Origin of the sequence: Micromonospora sp. NBC_01392, assembly GCF_045040125.1 — a bacterium.
Taxonomy (GTDB): domain Bacteria; phylum Actinomycetota; class Actinomycetes; order Mycobacteriales; family Micromonosporaceae; genus Micromonospora.
Window position 1 is genome coordinate 3,633,551 of the sequence record NZ_CP109549.1, and the last position, 26,221, is coordinate 3,659,771.

The 26,221-nt window shown below is 76.5% G+C and carries 1 protein-coding gene (only partly in view); it reads left to right on the top strand.

Translation table 11 applies throughout. From position 1 onward, the window contains the following. The first annotated feature begins 2 nt into the window (after positions 1 to 2). A protein-coding gene (locus OG767_RS16100; RefSeq protein WP_405089289.1) for a type I polyketide synthase crosses the window boundary here: on the top strand, positions 3 to 26,221 show its 5' portion. The gene runs 3,343 nt beyond the window's last position; 26,219 of the gene's 29,562 nt are visible here — the first part of the coding sequence; its start codon is at positions 3 to 5; its stop codon lies beyond the right edge, outside the window.

Here is a 26,221-nt window from a genome sequence, read left to right on the forward strand (position 1 = left end):
TGATGTCCACGTCCGCAGACAAGGTCGTCGAGGCGCTTCGGGCCTCCCTCAAGGAGACCGGCCGGCTCAAGCAGCTCAACCAGCAGCTCACCGCCGCCGCCCGGGAACCGATCGCGATCGTCGCGATGTCCTGCCGCTACCCGGGCGGGGTGTCCACCCCGGAGCAGTTGTGGGAGCTGGTGGACGCCGGCGGCGACGCGATCGCCGGTTTCCCCACCGACCGGGGCTGGGACCTGGCCAACCTCTACGACCCGTCCGCCGACCGGGTCGGCCGCTCCACCACCCAGCAGGGCGGCTTCCTCTACGACGCGGCCGGCTTCGACGCCGAGTTCTTCGGCATCAGCCCGCGTGAGGCGCTCGCCATGGACCCGCAGCAGCGGCTGCTGCTGGAAACGTCGTGGGAGGCGTTCGAGACCGCCGGCATCGCCCCCTCGTCGGTACGCGGGCAGAAGGTCGGCGTGTTCGTCGGCACCGCCGCCAACGGATACGGCGTCGCCGCCGACGGCGGCGCGACCGACGCCGACGAGGGCTACCTGCTCACCGGCACCGTCACCAGCGTCGTCTCCGGGCGGATCGCGTACGCGCTGGGCCTGGAAGGGCCCGCCGTCACCGTGGACACCGCCTGCTCGTCGTCGTTGGTCGCGCTGCACCTGGCCGCGCAGGCGCTGCGGGCCGGCGAGTTCGACCTGGCGCTCGCCGGCGGCGTGACGGTGATGGCCAGCCCCAGCGCGTTCGTCGGCTTCTCCCGCCAGCGGGGCCTCGCCTCCGACGGGCGGTGCAAGTCGTTCGCCGCCGCCGCCGACGGCACCGGCTGGGCCGAGGGCGTCGGCCTGCTGCTCGTCGAACGGCTCGCCGACGCCCGCCGCAACGGCCACCCGGTCCTCGCGGTGCTGCGCGGCAGCGCCGTCAACCAGGACGGCGCGTCCAACGGGCTCACCGCCCCCAACGGCCCCTCCCAGCAGCGGGTCATCCGGCAGGCGCTCAGCAACGCCCGGCTGGACACCGCCGACGTGGACGCGGTCGAGGCGCACGGCACCGGCACCACGCTCGGCGACCCGATCGAGGCGCAGGCGCTGCTGGCCACGTACGGGCAGGACCGCGACGGCCGCGACCCGCTCTGGCTGGGCTCGATCAAGTCGAACCTGGGCCACAGCCAGTCCGCCGCCGGCGTCGCCGGCGTGATCAAGATGGTGCAGGCCATCCGGCACGGCCGGCTGCCCGCCACGCTGCACGTCGACACGCCGTCGCCGCACATCGACTGGTCCGCCGGCGCGGTGGAGCTGCTCACCGAGGCCCGGAGCTGGCCGGCGGTGGACCGGCCGCGCCGCGCCGCGATCTCCTCGTTCGGCATCAGCGGCACCAACGCCCACGTCATCCTGGAACAGGCCGACCCGACGCCCACCCCGGCGCCGGACACCGACCGGCCGCCCCTGGTCGCCGGCGCCGCCACCGTGTGGCCGCTCTCCGCCCGGTCCGCCGACGCGCTGCGCGAGCAGGCCGCCCGACTGGCCCGCCACGTCCGCGCGCACGCCGACCTCGACCCGGCGCGGCTGGCCTGGTCGCTGGCCACCACCCGGTCGGTGTTCGAGCACCGGGCCGCCGTGGTGGCCGCCGACCCCGAGCAGCTCCTCGCCGGCCTGGACGCGGTCGCCGCCGGCACCCCCGCCGCCACCGTCGTCGCCGGCCAGGCCGGCGAGCCGGGGGAGGGCCCGGTCTGGGTGTTCCCCGGCCAGGGCGCGCAGCACGTCGCCATGGCCGCCGAGCTGATCGGCGCCGCGCCGGTCTTCGACGAGGCGCTCGCCGAGTGCCAGGCCGAACTGGACCGCTGGCTCGACGTCGACGTGGTCGCCGTGCTCACCGGCGGCGACGACTCGTGGCTGACCCGCTCCGAGATCGCCCAGCCGGCGCTGTTCGCGGTCGGCGTGGCGCTGGCCCGGCTGTGGCGGCACGCCGGGATGAGTCCGCGCGCCGTGATCGGCCACTCCCAGGGCGAGATCGTCGCCGCCCACGTGGCCGGCGCGCTCACCCTCGCCGACGCGGCCCGGGTGCTGGCGCTGCGGCTGCGGGCGCTGGCCGACGTCGCCGGCACCGGCACCATGGCCGCCGTCGACCTGCCCGCCGCCGAGCTGGCCGCCCGGCTGCCCGAGGGCGTCACCGTCTCGGTGGTCAACGGCCCCGCCACCACCGCCGTCGCCGGACCGTCGCAGGCCGTCGCCGACCTGATCGCCACGCTGGTCGCCGACGGCGTACGGGCCCGGCCGGTGGCCGTCGACTACGCCTCGCACTCGCCGGCCGTGGCGCCGGTCGCCGACCGGCTCCGCACCGAACTGGCCGGCCTGACGCCGCGTCCCGGCGACGTGCCGATCATCTCCACCGTCACCGGCGACCGGCTCGACGGCACCCGCTTCGACGCCGACCACTGGGCCGACAACCTGCGCCTGCCGGTGCTGTTCGACACCGCCGTGCGGACCGCGATCGACGCCGGGCACACCGACTTCGTGGAGGTGTCCCCGCACCCGGTGCTCACCATGTCGGTCGCGGCCATCCTGGACGACACCGGCACCACCGGCCGCGCGCTGTCCACGCTGCGGCGCGGCGACGACGCCCGGCTGCGGCTGCTGACCAGCATCGCTCACGCCCACGCGCACGGCCTGCCGGTGGACCTGACCCGGGTCCTCGCTCCCGCGCCGGTGCTCACCGGCCTGCCCACGTACGCGTTCCAGCGGCGGCGCTACTGGCCGGAGCGGATGGCGGCGACCGCCGCCGGTCCGGTCGGCCCGGACGTCGTCGACGTGGAGTTCTGGTCGGCCGTGGAACGCGCCGACGTTGCCGCGCTCACCGCCGGCGACGCCGACCCGGAGGTGCTCGCCCCGGCGCTGCCGCTGCTGTCGTCCTGGCGTCGCGCCCGGCTCCAGCGGGCCGTGCTGGACGGCTGGTCGTACCGGGTGGTGTGGCAGCCGGCCACCGCCGTCGCCACCCCGGCCGCCGCCGACCTGCTGGTGGTGTCGCCGGCCGGCGACGACCGGGCGGACACCTGGCTGGCCGCGCTCGCCGCCGCGCTGCCCGACGGGTCGACGCTGCGCACGCTGCCCGTCGACCCGGTCCACGTCACCCGCGCGGAGCTGGCCGCGTCGCTCACCGACGAACCGACCGCGATCGTGTCGCTGCTCGGGCTCGCCGACGCCGACCACCCGGGCCACCCCGGCATCTCCACCGGTCTGGTCGCCACCACCCGGCTGGTGCAGGCCGCCCAGGACGCCGGCCGCACCGCCCCGCTGTGGTGCGTCACCCAGGGCGGCGTGGGCACCGGCCCGGCCGAGCCGGTCACCAGCGCCGCCCAGGCCGCGCTCTGGGGCCTGGCCCGGGTGATCGGCCTGGAACACCCCCGGCAGTGGGGCGGTGTGCTCGACCTGCCCGCCGCGCCCGACGCCGCGACCTGGGCCGAGGTGGCCCGCGTCCTCACCGGCGGCGGTGACGAGGACCAGTACGCGGTCCGCCCGTACGGCACGTTCGTCCGCCGGCTGGCCCGCACCACCGCCCGCACCGCCGGGCAACTCGCCGGCTGGCAGCCGCGCGGCACCGTGCTGATCACCGGCGGCACCGGCGCGATCGGCGCCCAGGCCGCCCGCTGGCTGGCCGCCAACGGCGCCGAGCACCTGGTGCTCACCAGCCGCCGGGGGCTCGACGCCGCCGGGGCCCGCGAGCTGGCCGACGAGCTGACCGCCGACGGGGTACGGGTCAGCGTGGTCGCCTGCGACCTGGCCGACCGGGAGCAGGTCGCCGCGCTCGTCGCCGGCCTGGACGACGTCGCGCCGCTGACCGCCGTGCTGCACGCCGCCGGCATCACCCGGCTGACCGCGCTCGTCGACACCGACCTGGACGTGTTCGACCACGTGATGGCCGGCAAGGTCGCCGGCGCCGCGTACCTCGACGAGCTGCTCGGTGACCGGCCGCTCGACGCGTTCGTACTGTTCGCGTCCATCTCCGGCGTGTGGGGCAGCGGCGGGCAGGGCGCGTACGCGGCCGCGAACGCCTATCTGGACGCGCTCGCCGAGCAGCGCCGCGCCCGGGGACTGACCGCGACCTCGATCTCCTGGGGCGCCTGGGCCGAGGGCGGGATGGCCACCACCGAGGAGGCGCAGCGGCTGCTCAGCCGGCGTGGCCTCAACCCGATGCAGCCGGCCGCCGCGCTGCTGGCCCTGCGCCGGGCCGTCGAGCACGGCGAGACCACGCTGGTCGTGGCCGACGTGGACTGGGCCCAGTTCGCGCCCGCGTACGCCTCCGCCCGGCCCCGGCCGCTGCTCGCCGACATCCCGGAGGCCCGGGACGCGCTGACCGAGCGGCCCGCCACCGCCGACGTCGACGACCGGGCCGGCGGACTGCGCCGGGAACTGCTCGACCTGCCCCGCGCCGACCGGGAACGCCGCCTCACCGACCTGGTCCGCGACCACGCCGCCGCGGTCCTCGGCCACGCCGGCAGCGACGCGGTACGCCCCCGGCGCGCGTTCCGCGACCTCGGCTTCGACTCGCTGACCGCGGTGGAGCTGCGTAACCAGCTCACCGCCGCCACCGGCCTGTCGCTGCCCACCACCGTCATCTTCGACTACCCCAGCCCGGCCGTGCTGGCCGGTCAGCTCGCCACGCTGCTGCGGCTGCCCGAAGCCGGCGACGCCGCCGCCGACGTCCCCGCCGGCCCGGTGACCGCCGACGAGCCGATCGCGATCGTCGGCATGAGCTGCCGCTACCCGGGCGGTGTCGCCGACCCGGACGGGCTGTGGGAGCTGGTCGCCGAGGGCCGCGACGGCATCACCGAGTTCCGCACCGACCGGGACTGGGACCTCGACCGGCTCTTCGCCGACGACCCGGACGCCCCCGGCCGCTCGTTCACCCGCCACGGCGGGTTCATCGACCGGGCCACCGAGTTCGACCCGGACTTCTTCGGCATCAGCCCGCGCGAGGCGCTCGCCATGGACCCGCAGCAGCGGCTGCTGCTGGAGGCCACCTGGGCGGCGTTCGAGCAGGCGGCGCTCAACCCGGACTCGCTGCACGGCACCGCCACCGGCGTGTTCGTCGGCGCGTCCCCGTCCGGCTACGGCGCCGGCGACGAGACCCGCGACCTGGACGGCTACCGGCTCACCGGCGGCGCGCACAGCGTCATCTCCGGCCGGGTCGCCTACACGTTCGGGCTGGAGGGCCCGGCGGTCACCGTGGACACCGCCTGCTCGTCGTCGCTCGTCGCGCTGCACCTGGCCGTGCAGTCGCTGCGCCAGGGCGAATGCGACCTGGCCCTGGCCGGCGGCGTGAACGTGCTGGTGACCCCCGGCGCGTTCGTCGAGTTCACCCGCCAGGGCGGGCTGGCCGCCGACGGCCGCTGCCGGTCGTTCGCCGCCGCCGCCGACGGCACCGGCTGGTCCGAGGGCGTGGGTGTGCTGGTGGTGGAGCGGCTCTCCGACGCCCGCCGCAACGGCCACCGGGTGCTCGCCGTGGTCCGGGGCTCCGCGGTCAACCAGGACGGCGCGTCCAACGGCCTCACCGCCCCGAACGGGCCGTCCCAGCAGCGCGTCATCCGGGCCGCGCTCACCGCCGCCGGGCTGACCACCGCCGACGTGGACGCCGTCGAGGCGCACGGCACCGCCACCACGCTCGGCGACCCGATCGAGGCGCAGGCGCTGCTGGCCACGTACGGGCAGGAGCGGGCCGGCGAGCCACTGTGGCTGGGCTCGATCAAGTCGAACATCGGGCACAGCCAGGCCGCCGCCGGCGTCGCCGGGGTGATCAAGATGGTGCAGGCGCTGCGCCACGGTGTGCTGCCCCGCACGCTGCACGTGGACGCGCCGACCCCGCACGTCGACTGGTCGGCCGGCGCGGTGGAGCTGCTCACCGAGGCCCGGCCGTGGCCGGCGGTGGACCGGCCCCGCCGGGCGGCGGTCTCCTCGTTCGGCGTCAGCGGCACCAACGCCCACGTCATCATCGAGCAGCCGCCCGCCGTCGAGCCCGAGGTGACCGACCGGCCCGCGCCGCCGTCGCTGGTGCCGGTGCTGGTGTCGGCGCGCGGTGACGGCGGGCTGGCCCGGCAGGCGGCCCGCTGGGCCGACGCGTTCGCCGCGCCGGACCGCCCCGACCTGGCCGACGTGGGCCGCACGTCGCTGACCGCGCGGACCGCGCTGGAGCACCGGGCGGTGCTGCTTGCCGCCGACCAGGACGAGTTGACCGCCGGGCTGCGCGCGCTCGCCGCCGGTGGGGCGGCCGACAACCTGGTCACCGGCCGCGCCACCGACCGGGGCCCGGTCGCGGTGCTGTTCTCCGGGCAGGGCGCGCAGCGTGCCGGCATGGGTCGGGAGTTGTCCGAGGCGTTCGGTGTGTTCGCCGCCGCGTTGGACGAGGTGTGCGCGCAGCTCGATCCGTTGCTGCCGGAGCCGTTGAAGCCGGTGCTGTTCGGCGACGGTGATCTGCTGGACCAGACCCAGTTCACGCAGGCGGGGCTGTTCGCGGTCGAGGTGGCGTTGTTCCGCCTGGTCGAGTCGTTCGGCGTGAGCCCGGACTTCGTGGGTGGGCACTCGATCGGTGAGGTCACCGCCGCGTACGTGGCGGGCGTGTTGTCGCTGCCGGACGCGTGTGCGCTGGTGGCGGCGCGGGGCCGGCTGATGCAGGCGTTGCCGGTCGGCGGTGGGATGTTGGCGGTTGCGGCGCCGGAGGCCGAGGTGGCCGCGTCGATCGAGGCGCACCCCGCGCTGGGGATCGCGGCGGTGAACGGGCCGTCGTCGACGGTGGTGTCCGGTCCGGTCGACGCGCTGGACGAGATCGAGCGGACCTGGCGGGACCGGGGTGTGCGGGTTCGTCGGTTGACGGTGTCGCACGCGTTCCACAGTCCACTCATGGAGCCGATGCTCGCCGAGTTCCGCACCGTCCTCGACGGGTTGACGTTCGCCGCGCCGCTGCTGCCGGTCGTGTCGAACCTGACCGGCGCGCTGGCCGACCCGACCGAGATCACCACCGCCGACTACTGGGTGCGGCACGTGCGGGAGGCGGTCCGGTTCGCCGACGGCGTGACCGCGCTGCGCGCCGCCGGGGTGGACACGTTCCTGGAGATCGGCCCGCGCAGCGTCCTCACCGCGCTGGTCCGCGACACCGCCGACGACCCGGCCGGGCTGGCCGTCGCCACCCAGCGCGCCGACCGGCCCGAGCCCCGCGCGCTGCTCACCGCGCTGGCGGAACTCTTCGCCGGCGGCGCGCACGTCGACTGGACCCCGCTGTTCGCCGGCGCCCCGGCCACCGCCGCCGACCTGCCGACCTACGCGTTCGGCGGCGACCGCTACTGGCTGCGCCCGGCCGGGCCCGCCGCCGACGTCACCGGCGCCGGTCTCGGCGCCGCCGGCCACCCGCTGCTCACCGCCGCCGTCCGGCTGGCCGGCGAGGACGCCGCCGTGCTCACCGGCCGGCTGTCCCTGTCGACCCAGCCGTGGCTCGCCGACCACGAGGTCGCCGGCGCGGTCCTCGTCCCCGGCACCGCGCTCGTCGAACTCGTGCTGCGCGCCGGCGAGGAGTTCGGCCCCTGCCGGGTCCGCGAGCTGACCGTCGCCGCGCCGCTGGTGCTCCCCGCCCGGGGCGGGGTGCGCGTACAGGTGCGGGTCGGCCCCCGCGACCACGCCGGCTGGCGCACCGTCGCGGTGCACTCGCAGCCCGACGACGACCCCGACGGCGACTGGATCCGGCACGCCGAGGGTCTGCTCAGCGCCGCCGCCCCCGCCGAGGGGGCCGGCCTCGGCGCGTGGCCCCCGCCGCACGCGGTCGAGACCGACCTCACCGGCTGGTACGACGCGCTCGCCGGCCACGGCATGACCTACGGGCCGGCGTTCCAGGGCCTGCGACGGGCCTGGACGACCGGCGACGACACCGTCTACGCCGAGGTGACGCTGCCGTCCGCCGGCACCGACCAGGTCGGCGGGTTCGGCGTGCACCCCGCGCTGCTCGACGCCGCGCTGCACCCCACCGCGCTGCTGCCCGGCGACGGCACCACCGGCCCGAAGGCGCCGTTCGCGTTCACCGGCGTCCAGGTGCACGCCGTCGGCGCCCAGACGCTGCGGGTCCGGCTCACCCGGGCCGGCACGGCGGTGCGGCTGCTCGCCGTCGACCCCACCGACCGGCCCGTCGTCACCGTCGACGCGCTGGTGCTGCGCGAGCTGACCGGCGTCACGCCGCCGGCCGCCACCCGCGCCGCCCGCTCGCTGTTCCGGGTCGCCTGGCCGGCCGAGCCGCTCACCCCGGCCACCCCGCCCGCCACGGCGGTGCTCGGCGCGCCGCTGCCCGCCCTGCCCGACGCCGCCGCTTACCCGGACGTGGCCGCGCTGGTCGCCGCCGGCGGCGTACCCCCGCTGGTGCTGCTGCCGGTGCCGCCGGCCGGGCCGACGCCGGCCGCGGTCCGGGCCGCCGCCACCGGCGTGCTCGTCGCGCTGCGCGACTGGCTGACCGCCGACGCGACCGCCGACGCGCGGCTCGTCGTGACCACCCGCGACGCGATGCCCGCGACGTCGGACGACAGCGCCGCCGACCTGGCCGGCGCCGCCGTCTGGGGCCTGGTCCGCTCCGCCCAGTCCGAGCACCCCGGCCGGATCGTCCTGGCCGACCTGGACCGCGACCTCGACGCCGGCGTGCTGGCGCTGCTCGCGGCCGCCGCCGCTGACCCGGCCGCGGCGCAGCTCGCGGTCCGCGGCGACACCACCCACACCCCCCGACTGGTACGCGCCGACGCCCCACCCGCGACCACCCCGGCCACCTACGACGGCACCGTCCTGGTCACCGGCGGCACCGGCGCGCTCGGCGCGCTGCTCGCCCGGCACCTCGTCACCGACCGGGGCGTCGACTCGCTGGCCCTGGTCAGCCGGCGCGGACCCGACGCCGACGGCGCGGCCGACCTGGTCGCCGAGCTGACCGCGCTCGGCGCTGACGTCCGGGTGCTGGCCTGCGACCTCACCGACCGCGTTGCCGTCGACCGGCTGGTCGCCGACCTCACCGGCGCCGGCCGGCTCGCCGGGGTGGTGCACACCGCCGGCGTGCTCGACGACGCCGTGATCACCGGCACCGACGCCGACCGGCTGGCCCGGGTGCTCGCCCCCAAGGTGGACGCCGCCTGGCACCTGCACGAGGCCACCGCCGGTCTCGACCTCGACCTGTTCGTCACCTACTCGTCGATCGCCGGGGTGCTCGGTTCCCCCGGCCAGGGCGCGTACGCCGCCGCGAACGCCTACCTCGACGCGCTCGCGGTCCACCGCCGCGCCCAGGGCCGGCCGGCGCACGCGCTGGCCTGGGGCATGTGGGACACCGACGGGATGGCCGCCGGTCTCGACAGCGCCGACCGTTCCCGGGTGGCCCGCGCCGGGCTCGGCGTGATCACCGAGGCGGTCGGCGTCGCGCTCTTCGACACCGCCGTCGCGTCCGACACCGCCGCGCTCGTGCCGGCCGTGCTGGACCTGCCGGCGCTGCGCGCCGCCGCCGGTGTACCCCCGATGTTGCGTGCCCTGGCCGGCACGCCCGCCCGGCGGCAGGCCGGCGCGGCGGCCGACGGATGGGCCGACCGGCTCGCCCGACTCACCGACGACGAGGCCCGCGCCGAGGTGGGCCTGCTGGTCCGGGGCCTGGTCGCACAGGTGCTCGGCCACGGCGGCGCGGACGCGGTGCCGGCCGACCGGGCGTTCCAGGAGCTGGGCTTCGACTCGCTGACCGCGGTGGACCTGCGCAACCGGGTCAACGCCGCCACCGGGCTGCGGCTGGCGTCCACGCTGGTCTTCGACTACCCGACCCCGGCCGCGCTCGCCGCGCACGTGCACGAGCAGCTCACCGGCGCCACCGCCGTGACCCGCGCCGACGCGGCAACGGTCACCGGCGTGGACGAGCCGATCGCGATCGTCGGCATGGCCTGCCGCTATCCGGGCGGCATCGACAGCCCCGAGGCGCTGTGGGAGCTGCTGGCCGCCGACGGCGACGGCATCGGCGCGTTCCCCACCGACCGGGGCTGGGACCTGGACACGCTGTTCCACGACGATCCCGACCACCCGGGCACCTCGTACGCCCGGGAGGGCGGCTTCCTCGCCGGCGCCGCCGACTTCGACCCGGGCTTCTTCGGCATCAGCCCGCGTGAGGCGCTCGCCATGGACCCGCAGCAGCGGCTGCTGCTGGAGGCGTCCTGGGAGACGTTCGAGTCCGCCGGGGTCGACCCGGCCCGGCTGCGCGGCTCGCGCACCGGCGTGTTCGCCGGCCTGATGTACCACGACTACGCCGCCGGGTTGGGGGAGCTGCCGGAGGGCGTGGAGGGCTACCTCGGCACCGGCAACTCCGGCAGCGTCGTCTCCGGGCGGGTGGCCTACACGTTCGGGCTGGAGGGCCCGGCGGTCACCGTGGACACCGCCTGCTCGTCGTCGCTCGTCGCGCTGCACCTGGCGGTGCAGGCGCTGCGGTCCGGGGAGTGCGACCTGGCGCTCGCCGGCGGCGTGACGGTGATGGCCAACCCGGGCACGTTCATCGAGTTCTCCCGGCAGCGCGGTCTCGCCGCCGACGGCCGCTGCAAGTCGTTCGCCGCGTCGGCGGACGGCACCGGCTGGTCCGAGGGCGTCGGCGTGCTGCTGGTGCAGCGCCTGGCCGACGCCCGCCGCGACGGGCGGCGCATCCTCGCCGTGGTGTCCGGCACCGCGGTCAACCAGGACGGCGCGTCCAACGGCCTGACCGCGCCGAACGGCCCGTCGCAGCAGCGCGTCATCCGGCAGGCCCTGGCGAACGCGCGGCTGACCACCGCCGACGTGGACGCGGTCGAGGCGCACGGCACCGGCACCACGCTGGGTGACCCGATCGAGGCGCAGGCGCTGCTCGCCACGTACGGGCAGGAGCGGGCCGGTGAACCGCTCTGGCTGGGCTCGGTCAAGTCGAACCTGGGCCACACCCAGGCCGCGGCCGGCGCGGCCGGCATCATCAAGATGATCATGGCGATGCGGCACGGCGTGCTGCCCCGCACGCTGCACGTGGACGCGCCCTCCCCGCACATCGACTGGGACGCCGGCAACGTCTCCCTGCTCACCGCGGCCCGGCCCTGGCCACGGTCGCACCGGCCCCGCCGCGCCGCGGTCTCCTCGTTCGGGGTGAGCGGCACCAACGCGCACGTCATCATCGAGGCGCCGCCGGCCGAGCCGGCCCCCGTCGCCGCCGAGCCGCCGCGCCGACCCGCGCCGGTGCTGCTCTCCGCCCGCGACCCGGAGGCGCTCGCCGCGCAGGCCGACCGCTGGGCCCGCCGGCTGGCCGCCGACACCGCCGTCCGGCCGGTCGACGTCGGCTGGTCGTCGGTCACCGGCCGGGCCGTCCTGGATCACCGCGCCGTCGTAGTCGCCACCGACCGCGACGACCTGCTCGCCGGGCTGCGCGCGCTCGCCGCCGGCACGCCGGCCGGCACCGTGCACACCGGTACGGCTACCACCCGGGGCCGGCTCGCGATCCTCTTCTCCGGGCAGGGCGCGCAGCGCGCCGGCATGGGCCGCGAGCTGTCCGACGCGTTCGGTGTGTTCGCGTCCGCGCTGGACGAGGTGTGCGCGCAGTTCGACCCGCTGCTGCCGCAGCCGCTCAAGCCGGTGCTGTTCGACGACGGTGACCTGCTGGACCAGACCTGGTTCACCCAGGCCGGGCTGTTCGCGGTCGAGGTGGCGCTGTTCCGGCTCGTCGAGTCGTTCGGCGTCACCCCGGACTTCGTCGGCGGGCACTCGATCGGCGAGGTCACCGCCGCGTACGTAGCCGGCGTGTTGTCGCTGCCGGACGCGTGCGCGCTCGTCGCCGCGCGGGGCCGGCTCATGCAGGCGCTGCCGGCCGGCGGCGGGATGCTGGCCGTCGCCGCGCCGGAGCGGGACGTCCTGGCATCCCTCGACGGCACCCCCGAGCTGGGCGTCGCCGCCGTCAACGGGCCGTCGTCGGTGGTGGTGTCCGGGCCGCTCGACGCGCTGGACGAGGTCGAGCGCGGCTGGCGGGAACGGGGCGTCCGCACCCGCCGGCTGACCGTGTCGCACGCGTTCCACAGCCCGCTGATGGAACCGATGCTCGCCGAGTTCCGGGCCGTGCTCGACGGGTTGAGCTTCTCCGCGCCGCTGCTGCCGGTGGTGTCCAACCTGACCGGCGCGCTCGCCGACCCGGCCGACCTGACCCGCGCCGACTACTGGGTGCGGCACGTCCGCGAGGCGGTCCGCTACGCCGACGGGATCACCGCGCTGCGCGACGCCGGCGCGGACACGTTCCTGGAGATCGGCCCGCAGAGCGTGCTCACGGCGCTGACCGGCGACATCCTGCCCGACGCGCTCGCGGTCGCCGCCCAACGACGGGACCGCGACGAGACCGCCGCCCTGCTGGCCGCGCTGGCCGACCTGCACGTGCACGGCGTCCCGGTCTCCTTCCCGCAGTGGTTCGCCGGCACCGGCGCGACCCGCGTCGACCTGCCCACGTACGCGTTCCGGCACCAGCGCTACTGGCTGCCCACCGGCCGCCCCCGCGGCGGCGACGTCAGCGGCGCCGGGCTCGGCGACGCCGCCCACCCGCTGCTCGGCGCCGCCGTCACCGTGGCCGGCGCGGACCTGGTGGTGCTGACCGGCCGGCTGTCGCCGGCCACCCACCCGTGGCTCGCCGACCACGTGGTGGCCGGCGCCGTCCTGGTGCCCGGCACCGCGCTCACCGAACTGGCCGTCCGGGCCGGCGACGAGGCCGGCACCCCCCGGGTACGCGACCTCACGCTCACCGCGCCGCTGGTGCTGCCGGCGACCGGCGGCGTGCGGGTGCAGGTCAGCGTCGGCGCCCCCGACGCCACCGGCGGCCGTCCCGTGGCCATCCACTCCCAGCCCGACGGCGACGTCGAGTGGACCGCGCACGCCGACGGCGTGCTGGAACCCGCGTCCACCGTCGAACCCACCGTCGACGCCTGGCCGCCCGCCGGGCTGACCGAGGTGGACCTCACCGACTGGTACCCGGCGCTGGCCGGACACGGCCTCACCTACGGGCCGGTGTTCCAGGGCCTGCGCCGGCTCTGGACCGGCGACGGCGAGGCGTACGCCGAGGTCGCGCTCGGCGACGACGCGGCCGGTGAGGCGTCCCGGTTCGGCGTCCACCCGGCGCTGCTGGACGCCGCGCTGCACCCGGTCGGGCTGCTGCTCGCCGGCGACGGCCCGCGCGTGCCGTTCACCGTCGAGGGCCTCCAGGTGCACGCCACCGGGGCCCGCGCCCTGCGGGTGCGGCTCACCCGCACCGGCACCACCGTCCGCCTGGTCGCCGCGGACACCGCCGGCGCGCCCGTGGTGTCGATCGACACGCTGGCGCTGCGGGAGCTGACCGGCACGGTCGTCCCGAACGTCGCGGCCCGGTCCCTGTACGCGCTCCACTGGCAGCCCGAGGACGTCACGCCGGCCGACTCGCCGTCCGGCTGGGCCGTACTCAGCACCGGTGCCGACCCGGCCGGGTCCGACATCGGGTTGCCGGCGTACCCGGGCGTCGCCGCGGCGGTCGAGGCGGACTCGCCGCCCTCGGCCCTGGTCCTGCCGCTGCCCGCCGCCGACCTGCCGACTCCGGACGCGGTGCGCGCGGTCACCACCGACGTGCTCGGCACCGTGCGGTCCTGGCTGGCCGCCGACGCGCTCGCCGGCACCCCGCTCGTGGTCCTCACCCGGGGCGCGGTCTCCGTCGGCGACGACGACCCGGTGACCGATCTGGCCGGTGCCGCCGTGTGGGGTCTGCTGCGCTCCGCGCAGTCCGAACACCCCGGCCGGATCGTGCTGGCCGACCTCGACGCCGATCCGGACGACCGGACGCTCGCCGTGCTCGCGTACGCGGTCACCGACCCGACCGGCGGTCAACTCGCGGTACGGGACGGCCGGGTGTTCGTGCCCCGCCTGGTCCGCGCCGCCTCGACGCCTGGCGTTCCGGCCCCGACCGACCCGACGTCGGACGGTGCCGAGCGGGTGGTGCGGGACGGCACGGTGCTGGTGACCGGTGGCACCGGCGCGTTGGGTGCGTTGGTGGCGGAGCGCCTCGTCACCGGGCACGGGGTGCGGTCGCTGGTGTTGGTGTCGCGGCAGGGGCCGGCCGCGCCGGGCGCGGACGCGCTTGTCGAGCGGTTGACCGGCCTGGGTGCGTTGGTGTCGGTGGTGGCGTGTGACGTGACCGATCGGGATCAGGTGTTCCGGTTGGTGTCGGGTGTGCCGGGCCGGTTGGCCGGGGTGGTGCACACCGCCGGAGTGCTGGACGACGGGGTGGTGTCGTCGATCAGCCCGGAGCGGCTGGCGGCGGTGCTGGCGCCGAAGGCCACGGCGGCGTGGTGGCTGCACGAGGCGACCCGCGACCGTGAGCTGGACCTGTTCGTGTTGTTCTCGTCCGTCGCCGGGGTGCTCGGCTCGCCGGGCCAGGCGGCCTACGCGGCGGGCAACGCGTTCCTGGACGCGCTGGCGACGCGACGCCGGCAGGACGGACTGCCGGCGGTCAGCCTGGCGTGGGGAATGTGGGACACCGCCGGAATGGCGGCGTCGTTGTCGGAGGGGGAACGGCAGCGGTCGGCGCGGGCCGGGTTGACGCCGATGAGCGCGCAGACCGGTCTGGACCTGTTCGACGCCGCGCTCGCCGAGGGCCGTCCGGTGCTCGTGCCGGCCGTCGTCGACGTACCGGCGCTGCGGTCCGCGCTCGGCGCCGGCCCGGTGCCGGCGGTGCTGCGTACCCTGGTCGGTCCGACCGCGACCCGACGGCAGGCCGGCGCGGGCGGCGACTGGGCCGACCGGCTCGCCGGCCTCGACCCGCAGGACGCGCGCGCCGAGGTGGACCTGCTGGTCCGGGGCCTGGTCGCGCAGGTGCTCGGTCACGCCGGGGCCGGCGCGGTGCCGGCCGACCGGGCGTTCCGGGAACTCGGGTTCGACTCGCTGACCGCGGTGGACCTGCGGAACCGGGTCAACGCGGCCACCGGGCTGCGGTTGCCGTCCACGCTGGTCTTCGACCACCCCAGCCCGGCGGCGCTCGCCGAGCACCTCTACGAGCAGGTCTCCGGCCGGATCAGCGCCCGCCGCGCGGCGGTGCGGGCGGTCGACACCGACGAGCCGATCGCCATCGTCGGCATGGCCTGCCGGTATCCCGGCGGCGTCGACAACCCGGAGCAGCTCTGGCAGCTCCTGTCGTCGGGGCGGGACGGCATCGTCGAGTTCCCCGCCGACCGGGGCTGGGACCTCGACACGCTCTACGACCCGGACCCCGACCACGCCGGCACCTCGTACGCCCGGCACGGCGGCTTCCTCGCCGGCGCCGCCGACTTCGACCCCGACTTCTTCGGCATCTCGCCCCGCGAGGCGGTCGCCATGGACCCGCAGCAGCGGCTGCTGCTGGAGGCGTCCTGGGAGAGCTTCGAGTCCGCCGGCGTGGACCCGGCGGCGTTGCGCGGCTCGCGGACCGGCGTGTTCGCCGGGGTCATGTACCACGACTACGCCTCCCGGCTGGCCGACCTGCCGCCGGACGCCGAGGGCTACGTCGGCACCGGCACCTCCGGCAGCGTGCTGTCCGGCCGGGTCGCGTACACGTTCGGGCTGGAGGGCCCGGCCGTCACCGTGGACACCGCGTGTTCGTCGTCGCTCGTCGCGCTGCACCTGGCCGGGCAGGCGTTGCGCTCGGGCGAGTGTGACCTGGCGCTCGCCGGTGGCGTGACGGTGATGGCGACCCCGGGCACGTTCATCGAGTTCTCCCGGCAGCGGGGCCTGTCCCCGGACGGCCGCTGCCGCTCGTTCGCCGCGTCCGCCGACGGCACCGGCTGGTCCGAGGGCGTCGGCGTGCTGCTGGTGCAGCGGCTCTCCGACGCGCGCCGTGCGGGTCGGCGGATTCTCGCGGTGGTGCGGGGTACGGCGGTGAACCAGGATGGCGCGTCGAACGGCCTGACCGCGCCGAACGGGCCGTCGCAGCAGCGGGTGATCCGGCAGGCTCTGGCGAACGCGCGGTTGACCACCGCCGACGTGGACGCGGTGGAGGCGCACGGCACCGGCACCACGTTGGGTGATCCGATCGAGGCGCAGGCGCTGCTGGCCACGTACGGGCAGGACCGGGAGACGCCGCTGCTGCTCGGGTCGGTCAAGTCGAACCTGGGTCACACGCAGGCGGCGGCCGGCGTCGCCGGGATCATCAAGATGGTCCTCGCCATGCGGCACGGGGTGGTGCCGCCGACGCTGCACGTGGACGAGCCGTCGCCGCACGTCGACTGGACGGCCGGGGCGGTGAGCCTGGCGACGGAGGCGACGCCGTGGCCGGCGGTGGACCGGCCCCGTCGGGCGGCGGTGTCGTCGTTCGGGATCTCCGGCACCAACGCGCACGTCATCCTGGAACAGCCCACGGACGTCATCGAGCCGGCGGGCGTTGGGGAGTCGGCCGGTGGGCCGGTGCCGGTGCTGCTGTCGGCGCGTACCGACGCGGCGCTCGCCGCGCAGGCCGGCCGTTGGGCGGCCTGGTTGGCCGGCGACGGGACGCTCCGTCCGGTCGACGTCGGATGGTCGTCCGCCACCACCCGTACCCCGCTGGAACAGCGCGCCGTGCTCGCCGTCACCGACCGGGACGGCCTGCTGGCCGGGTTGCGGGCGTTGGCGGTCGGTGAGCCGTCCGGCGTGGTGGTCGTCGGTGGTCGGGAGCGGCGGGACCGGCTGGCGGTGCTGTTCTCCGGGCAGGGTGCGCAGCGTGCCGGCATGGGTCGGGAGTTGTCCGAGGCGTTCGGTGTGTTCGCCGCCGCGTTGGACGAGGTGTGCGCGCATCTTGATCCGCTGTTGCCGCAGCCGTTGAAGCCGGTGCTGTTCGGTGATGCCGATCTGTTGGATCAGACGCAGTTCACGCAGGCGGGTCTGTTCGCGGTCGAGGTGGCCCTGTTCCGCCTGGTGGAGTCGTTCGGGGTGATTCCGGACTTCGTGGGTGGGCACTCGATCGGTGAGGTGACCGCCGCGTACGTGGCGGGTGTGTTGTCGCTGCCGGACGCGTGCGCGCTGGTCGCCGCGCGGGGTCGGTTGATGCAGGCGCTGCCGGCCGGCGGCGGGATGCTGGCGGTCGCCGCCCCCGAGGCCGAGGTGGCCGCGTCGATCGCGGACCACGGAACGCTGGGCGTCGCTGCCGTCAACGGCCCGTCGTCGACAGTGGTCTCCGGTGACCTGGACGCGCTCGACGAGGTCGACCGGGCGTGGCGGGACCGGGGGGTGCGGACGCGCCGGCTGACGGTGTCGCACGCGTTCCACAGCCCGCTGATGGAGCCGATGCTTGCCGAGTTCCGCTCGGTCCTCGACGGGTTGACGTTCGCGGCGCCGCTGCTGCCGGTCGTGTCCAACGTGACAGGCGCGCTGGCGGCGGGCGACGACCTGCGCACGCCGGACTACTGGGTGCGGCACGTGCGGGAGGCGGTGCGGTTCGCCGACGGTGTGACCGCGCTGCGGGCCGCCGGGGTGGACACGTTCCTGGAGATCGGCCCGCAGAGCGTGCTCACCGCGATGACCGCCGAGATCCTGGCCGACGACGAGACCGTCGTCGCGACCGCGGTGCAGCGCCGGGACCGGGACGAGGCGGACGCGTTGCTGGCCGGGCTGGCCGAGCTGTACGTGCAGGGCGTCCGCGTCGACTGGACGCCCTGGTTCGCCGGCACCGGCGCCACCCGCGTCGACCTGCCCACCTACGCGTTCGCGCACCGGCGCTACTGGCCCACGACCGGCCGCCGCCGGGGCGACGTGTCCGGGGCCGGGCTGAGCGACGCCGCGCACCCGCTGCTCGGCGCCACCGTCGACCTGGCCGGCGACGGCGAGGTGGTCCTCACCGGCCAGCTCTCCCTCGCCACCCACCCCTGGCTGGCCGACCACGCGGTGGCCGGCACCACGCTGCTGCCCGGCGCGGCGCTCGTCGAACTCGCCGTCCGGGCCGGCGACGAGGCCGGCCTGTCCCGGCTCCGCGAACTCACCGTCGCCACGCCGCTGGTCCTGCCGGACACCGGCCGCCTGCGCATCCAGGTACGCGTCGACGGCGCCGGCACCCGCCGCGCCGTCACCGTCCACTCCCGCCCCGACGACGACCCCGAGGCGGGCTGGACCCGGCACGCCGACGGCATCCTCGAACCGCCCACCGCCGACGAACCGGCCGTCGGGGCCTGGCCGCCGGTCGACGCGACCGAGGCCGACCTGACCGGCTGGTACGACACGCTCGCCGCGCACGGCCTGGCGTACGGGCCGGCGTTCCGGGGTCTGCGCCGTGCCTGGACCGGCGACGGCGAGGCGTACGCCGAGATCGCCCTGCCGGACGACATGACCGCCGACGCGGCCCGGTTCGGGCTCCACCCGGCGCTGCTGGACGCCGCCCTGCACCCGATCGGGCTGCTGCCGGACGGCGGGACCGGCGGCCCCCGGGTGCCGTTCGCGTTCGAGGGCGTCCAGGTGCACGCCACCGGCACCACCCTGCTGCGGGTCCGACTGTCCCGCACCGGAGACGCGGTCCGGCTGGTCGCCGCCGACGAGAGCGGCGCACCTGTCGTGTCGGTGGACTCCCTGGTCCTGCGCGAGATGACCGGCCTGCCCACGTCCGGCGCCGCGACCCGGTCCCTGTACGAGGTGCGATGGCAGTCCGCGGAGACGTCGGCCGGTCAGGCGACCGGCTGGGCGGTGCTCGGCGCGTCCGTCGACGGGCTGTCGTCGTATCCGGACGTGTCGGCGGTGGTCGAGGCGGGGGAGGGGTTGCCGCACACGCTGGTGTTGCCGGTGGTCGGGTTGTCCGACGTGGATGTGCCTGACGCGGTGCGGGTGGTGGCGTCGGATGTGTTGGCGGTGGTGCAGACGTGGTTGGCGGCGGAGCCGCTCGCGGAGTCGCGGTTGGTGGTGGTGACCCGGGGCGCGGTGGCGGTGTCCGAAGCCGATCGGGTCTCTGATCTGGCGGGCGCGGCGGTGTGGGGTCTGCTGCGGTCGGCGCAGTCGGAGCATCCGGAGCGGATCGTGTTGGCCGATCTGGATCGGGATGTCGACGGTGGGGTGCTGTCGGTGCTGGCCGGTGTGCTGGGTGACCTGCCGGCGACGGGCGGGCAGGTGGCGGTACGCGGCGACGTCGTGTTGACGCCGCGCCTGGTCCGCGCCGCGCCCGCCGGGCACACGCCGGCGGTCGACGGTCTGGCCGCCACCGACGAAGCGTCGGTGCCGGACCACGTCGGGCGCGGGATCGGCGCCGGCACGGTGCTGGTGACCGGCGGCACCGGGGCGTTGGGCGCGTTGGTGGCGGAGCGCCTCGTCACCGGGCACGGGGTGCGGTCGCTGGTGTTGGTGTCGCGGCAGGGTCCGGCCGCGCCGGGCGCGGACGCGCTTGTCGAGCGGTTGTCGGGCCTGGGTGCGTCGGTGTCGGTGGTGGCGTGTGATGTGACCGATCGGGATCAGGTCGTGCGTCTGGTGGCGGGTGTGGCGGGTCGGCTCGCCGGGGTGGTGCACACGGCGGGGGTGCTGGATGACGGGGTGGTGTCGTCGATCAGCGCGGAGCGGTTGGCGAACGTGCTCGCGCCGAAGGCCACGGCGGCGTGGTGGCTGCACGAGGCCACCCGGCATCTCGACCTGGACCTGTTCGTGTTGTTCTCGTCCGTCGCCGGGGTGCTCGGCTCACCGGGTCAGGCGGCCTACGCGGCGGGCAACGCGTTCCTGGACGGGCTGGCGGTGTGGCGTCGGCACGAGGGTCTGCCGGCGGTGTCGTTGGCGTGGGGAATGTGGGACACCGCCGGGATGGCGGCGTCGTTGTCGGAGGGGGAACGGCAGCGGTCGGCGCGGGCCGGGTTGACGCCGATGAGCGTGGAGACCGGTCTGGACCTGTTCGACGCCGCGCTCGCCACCGGTCGACCGCAACTCGTGCCCACCGTGATCGACGTGCCCGCGCTGCGCGCGGCGACCGCCGGCGCACCCGTACCGGCGATGCTGGCCACGCTCGTCGGCCGCCCCGCCGGCCGGCGCCTCGCCGGGGCCGGTGGCTGGGCCGACCGGCTCGCCCGACTCACCGACGACGAGGCCCGCGCCGAGGTCGACCTGCTGGTCCGGGGCCTGGTCGCGCAGGTGCTCGGCCACGCCGGGGCCGGCGCGGTGCCGGCCGACCGGGCGTTCCGGGAACTGGGCTTCGACTCGCTGACCGCGGTGGACCTGCGGAACCGGGTCAACGCGGCCACCGGGCTGCGGCTGTCGTCCACGCTGGTGTTCGACTACCCGACGCCGGCCGCGCTCGCCGGACAGGTGTGGTCCGAGCTGGCCGGAAGCCGGCCGGACCCGGCAACCGCGCGGGCCGCCGTCCCGACCGGTCTGGACGAGCCGGTGGCGATCGTCGGCATGGCGTGCCGCTACCCCGGCGGGGTGGAGAACCCGGAGCAGCTCTGGGAGTTGCTGGCCGCCGGTGGCGACGGCATCTCCGAGTTCCCGGCCGACCGGGGCTGGGACCTCGGGTCGCTGTTCGACAGCGACCCGGACCGCAGCGGCACGTCGTACGCGACGCAGGGCGGCTTCCTGTACGACGCCGCCGACTTCGACCCCGGCTTCTTCGGCATCTCGCCGCGTGAGGCCCTGGCGATGGACCCGCAGCAGCGGCTGCTGCTGGAGACGTCGTGGGAGGCGTTCGAGTCGGCCGGGGTGGACCCGGCCGGGTTGCGCGGCTCGCGGACCGGTGTGTTCGCCGGGGTCATGTACCACGACTACGCCACGCGGCTGGTGGCACTGCCGGCCGAGGTCGAGGGCTACGTGGGCGTCGGCACGTCGGGCAGCGTGCTGTCCGGGCGGGTGGCGTACTCGTTCGGGCTGGAGGGCCCGGCGGTGACCGTGGACACGGCCTGTTCGTCGTCGCTTGTGGCGTTGCACCTGGCGGTGCAGGCGCTGCGGTCCGGGGAGTGTGACCTGGCCCTGGCCGGCGGTGTGACGGTGATGGCGACGCCGGGCACGTTCATCGAGTTCTCCCGGCAGCGGGGCCTGTCCCCGGACGGCCGCTGCAAGTCGTTCGCGGCCGCTGCCGACGGCACCGGCTGGGGCGAAGGTTCCGGTGTGCTGCTGGTGCAGCGGCTCTCCGACGCGCGCCGTGAGGGCCGGCGGATCCTCGCGGTGGTGCGAGGCACGGCGGTCAATCAGGATGGCGCGTCGAACGGCCTGACCGCGCCGAACGGTCCGTCGCAGCAGCGGGTGATCCGGCAGGCTCTGGCGAACGCGCGGTTGACCACGTCGGACGTGGACGCGGTGGAGGCGCACGGCACGGGTACCACGTTGGGTGATCCGATCGAGGCGCAGGCGCTGCTGGCCACGTACGGGCAGGACCGGGAGACGCCGCTGCTGCTCGGGTCGGTGAAGTCGAACCTGGGTCACACGCAGGCGGCGGCCGGGGTCGCCGGGATCATCAAGATGGTCCTCGCCATGCGGCACGGGGTGGTGCCGCCGACGCTGCACGTGGACGAGCCGTCGCCGCACGTCGACTGGACCGCCGGCGCGATCACCCTGGCCACCGCCCCGACGCCGTGGCCCGACCGGGGCCGGCCCCGTCGGGCGGCGGTGTCGTCGTTCGGGATCTCCGGCACCAACGCGCACGTCATCCTGGAACAGCCGGCGGACGCCACCATCGCCTCGGCGGGTGTGGGTGAGTCGACCGGTGGGCCGGTGCCGGTGTTGCTGTCGGCGCGTACCGACGCGGCGCTCGCCGCGCAGGCCGGCCGTTGGGCGGCCTGGTTGGCCGGCGACGAGACGGTCCGACCGGTCGACGTGGCCTGGTCGTCGGTGGTCACCCGGGCGGCGTTGGAGCAGCGGGCCGTGGTCACCGCCGCCGACCGGGACGGCCTGCTGGCCGGGTTGCGGGCGTTGGCGGTCGGTGAGCCGTCCGGTGCGGTGGTCGTCGGTGGTCGGGAGCGGCGGGATCGGCTGGCGGTGCTGTTCTCCGGGCAGGGTGCGCAGCGTGCCGGCATGGGTCGGGAGTTGTCCGAGGCGTTCGGTGTGTTCGCCGCCGCGTTGGACGAGGTGTGCGCGCATCTCGATCCGTTGCTGCCGCAGCCGTTGAAGCCGGTGCTGTTCGGTGATGCCGATCTGTTGGACCAGACCCAGTTCACGCAGGCGGGTCTGTTCGCGGTCGAGGTGGCGCTGTTCCGCCTGATCGAGTCGTTCGGCGTGATCCCGGACTTCGTGGGTGGGCACTCGATCGGCGAGGTCACCGCCGCCCACGTGGCGGGGGTGTTGTCGCTGCCGGACGCGTGCGCCCTGGTCGCCGCGCGGGGCCGGCTGATGCAGGCGCTGCCGGCCGGCGGCGGGATGCTGGCGGTCGCGGCCCCCGAGGCCGAGGTGGCCGCGTCGATCGCGGACCACACGGAGGTCGGGATCGCGGCGGTCAACGGACCGACGGCGGTCGTGGTGTCCGGACCGCTCGACACCCTCGACACGCTCACGCGCCACTGGCAGGAGCGCGGCGTACGCACCCGGCGGCTGACCGTCAGCCACGCGTTCCACAGCCCGCTGATGGAACCCATGCTGGCCGAGTTCCGCTCGGTCCTCGACGGGTTGACGTTCGCCGCGCCGCTGCTGCCGGTCGTGTCCAACGTGACAGGCGCGCTGGCGGCGGGCGACGACCTGCGCACGCCCGACTACTGGGTGCGGCACGTGCGGAAGGCGGTGCGGTTCGCCGACGGCGTGACCGCGCTGCGGGCGGCCGGAACGGACACGTTCCTGGAGATCGGCCCGCGCAGTGTGCTCACCGCGCTGATCCCCGACCAGACCGACGGCGTACGGGCGGTCGCCAGCCAGCGCCACGACCGCGACGAGCGGGACGCGCTGCTGGCCGCGCTTGCCGAACTGCACGTGCACGGGGTGCCCGTCGACTGGACGCCCTGGTTCGCCGGCACCGGCGCGACCCGCGTCGACCTGCCCACGTACGCGTTCCAACGGCAACGGTTCTGGCCCGACACGCCCGCCCGCACCGACGGGCCGGACGCCGAGTTCTGGGCCGCCGTCGAGCACGGCGACCCGGCCGCGCTCGCCGCGCACCTCGGCGACGACACCGCCGCCGACGCGCTCAGCGCCGCGCTGCCGGTCCTGGCCGACTGGCGTCGGGCGCGGACCCGGGGCACCGGCTCGGCGTACCGGATCGGGTGGGAGCCGGTGCGTCCCGCCCCCGTGTCCGGACTGACCGGCCGGTGGCTGGTCACCACCGTCGGTGGCGGCGCCGACGCGGGCGTCGCGAAGACGCTCGCCGCGGCCGGCGCCCAGGTGGACACGCTCACCGTTCCCGCCGGCATCGACCGGCCCGAGCTGGGGGAGCGGCTGCGGCGGCTCGGTGACCAGGGCTGGGCCGGCGTGCTCTGCGTCCTGCCCCGCCAGGACCGGCCGACCCCCGACCAGCCGGCCGTCCCGGTCGGCACCGCCGCGCTGCTCACGCTCGTCCAGGCGCTCACCGACACCGGTCTGCCCGGCCGGGTGTGGGCGCTCAGCCGGGCCGCGCTGCCGGTGACCCCCGGTGACCGGGGTGGCGACGTCCGCGCCGCAGCCGCCTGGGGCCTCGGCCGGGTCGTGGCGCTGGAACGGCCCGACCGGTGGGGTGGCCTGATCGACCTGCCCGGCCGCGCCGACCGCACCACCCGCGCCGCGCTCGTCGCGGTGCTCGCCGACGGCGGCCACGACCAGGTGGCCGTACGCCGCACCGGCGTCCTCGCCCGACGCCTCCTCCCGGCGGCGCCACCGGCCGGCGGCGGCTGGCAGCCGCGCGGCACCGTGCTGGTCACCGGCGGCACCGGCGCACTCGGCCGGCACGTCGCCCGATGGCTGCTGGCCAACGGCGCCGACGAGGTGGTGCTGGCCTCCCGGCGCGGCCCGGACGCCCCGGGCGCCGCCGACCTGGCCGCCACGCTCGGCGCGGTACGGGTGGTCGCCTGCGACGTCAGCGACCCGGTCGCCGTCACCGATCTGGTCGACGACCTGCCGGAACTGACCGCCGTCGTGCACACCGCCGGCGTCGCCGGCGACCCCGCCGCCGTGACCGACCTGACCACCGACGCCCTGGCCGGCACCCTGTCCGGCAAGGCGCTCGGCGCGATCCACCTGGACGCCGCCTGCCAGGGCCGCGACCTGGACGCGTTCGTGGTGTTCTCCTCCGTCGCCGGCGTGTGGGGCGGCGGCGGGCAGGCCGGCTACGCCGCCGGCAACGCCCTGCTCGACGCGCTGGTCGCGGCCCGCCGCGCCGCCGGCCGGCCGGCCACCGCGCTCGCCTACGGGCCGTGGGCCGCCGACGGCATGGCCGCCGGGGAGACCGCGGACGGGCTGCGCCGGCGCGGCCTCGACCCGCTGCCGCCCGCCGCCGCCGTCGCCGCGCTGGGCCGCTGGGTCAACGCCCCCGAGCCGGCCCCGGTGATCGCCGGCGTGGACTGGTCCCGGTTCGTCGCCGCGTACACCGCGGCGCGGCCCAGCCACCTGTTCGACCGGGTGGCCCCGGCCGTCGCCGTCGACCGGACGCAGCCGGAAACCGCCGACGGTGGCCTCCGCGCCCGGCTGGCCACGCTGCCGGCCGCCGGGCAGGAGACGCTCCTGCTCGACCTGGTACGCGCCGAGGCCGCCGCGGTGCTCGGGCACACCTCCACCGACCAGGTGCCCGCCGGCCGGGCGTTCCGCGAACTCGGCTTCGACTCGCTGGCCGCCGTGCAACTGCGCGACCGGCTGGGCCGGGCCACCGGCGCCACGCTGCCCTCGACAGTGGTCTTCGACCACCCGTCGGCAGCCGAGCTGGCGCGCTTCCTGCGTACCGAGATGGTGGCCGGCGCGGACGCCCCGGCCGAGGCCACCCGGGTGATCCGGCCGGCCGCCGACGAACCGATCGCCATCGTCTCGATGGCCTGCCGCTTCCCCGGCGGGGTGTCCTCCCCGCAGGAGCTGTGGCGGCTGCTCGCCGACGGCGGGGACGCGGTCACGCCGATGCCCACCGACCGGGGCTGGGACCTCGACGGGCTGTTCGACAGCGACCCGGAACGCGTCGGCACCAGCTACACCCGCAGCGGCGGCTTCCTGGCCGACGTGGCCGGCTTCGACGCCGCGTTCTTCGGCATCAACCCGCGCGAGGCGCTCGCCATGGACCCGCAGCAGCGGCTGCTGCTGCACACCACCTGGGAGGCGTTCGAGCACGCCGGCCTGGACCCGCAGCGGGTACGCGGCTCCGCCACCGGCGTGTTCATGGGCACCAACGGGCAGGACTACGCCACGTTGCTGCTCGGCGCCCGGTCCGAGGTGGAGGGCTACCAGGCCACCGGCAACGGCGCGTCAGTGGTCTCCGGCCGGCTGGCGTACGCGTTCGGCCTGCACGGACCCGCCGTCACCGTCGACACGGCCTGCTCGTCGTCGCTGGTGGCGCTGCACCTGGCCGCGCAGGCGCTGCGCTCCGGCGAGTGCGACCTGGCACTGGCCGGCGGCGTCACCGTGATGTCCACGCCCGGCGCGTTCCTGGAGTTCTCCCGGCAGCGTGGGCTCGCCGAGGACGGCCGGGTCAAGGCGTTCGCCGCCGCCGCGGACGGCACCGGCTGGGGCGAGGGCGTCGGCGTGCTGCTGCTGCAACGCCTCTCCGACGCGGAACGCGACGGCCGGCGGATCCTCGCCGTGGTCCGCGGCAGCGCGGTCAACCAGGACGGCGCGTCCAACGGGCTGACCGCCCCGAACGGGCCGGCGCAGCAGCGCGTCATCCGGGCCGCCCTGGCCAACGCTGGCCTGACCCCGGCCGACATCGACGCGATCGAGGCGCACGGCACCGGCACCACGCTCGGCGACCCGATCGAGGCGCAGGCGCTCGCCGCCGCGTACGGGCCGGACCGGCCGGCCGACCGGCCGCTCTGGCTCGGGTCGGTCAAGTCGAACCTGGGCCACACCCAGGCCGCCGCCGGCGCGGCCAGCCTGATCAAGATGGTGCTGGCGCTGCGCCACGCGACGCTCCCGGCCACACTGCACGTCGACGCGCCCACCCCGCACGTGGACTGGGCGTCCGGCCCGCTGGCGCTGCTCACCGAGGCCCGCCCGTGGACGCCCGGTGACGCGCCGCGCCGGGCCGGCGTCTCGTCGTTCGGCATCAGCGGCACCAACGCCCACGTGATCCTGGAGGAGGCGCCGACCACCGGTGCCGCCGACGACCGCCCCGCCACCGTGGCGGCGGGCCACGCCACCGGCGACACCGGGCCGGAGCGGGTGGACGTGGCGCTGCCGTGGCCGGTCAGCGCCGC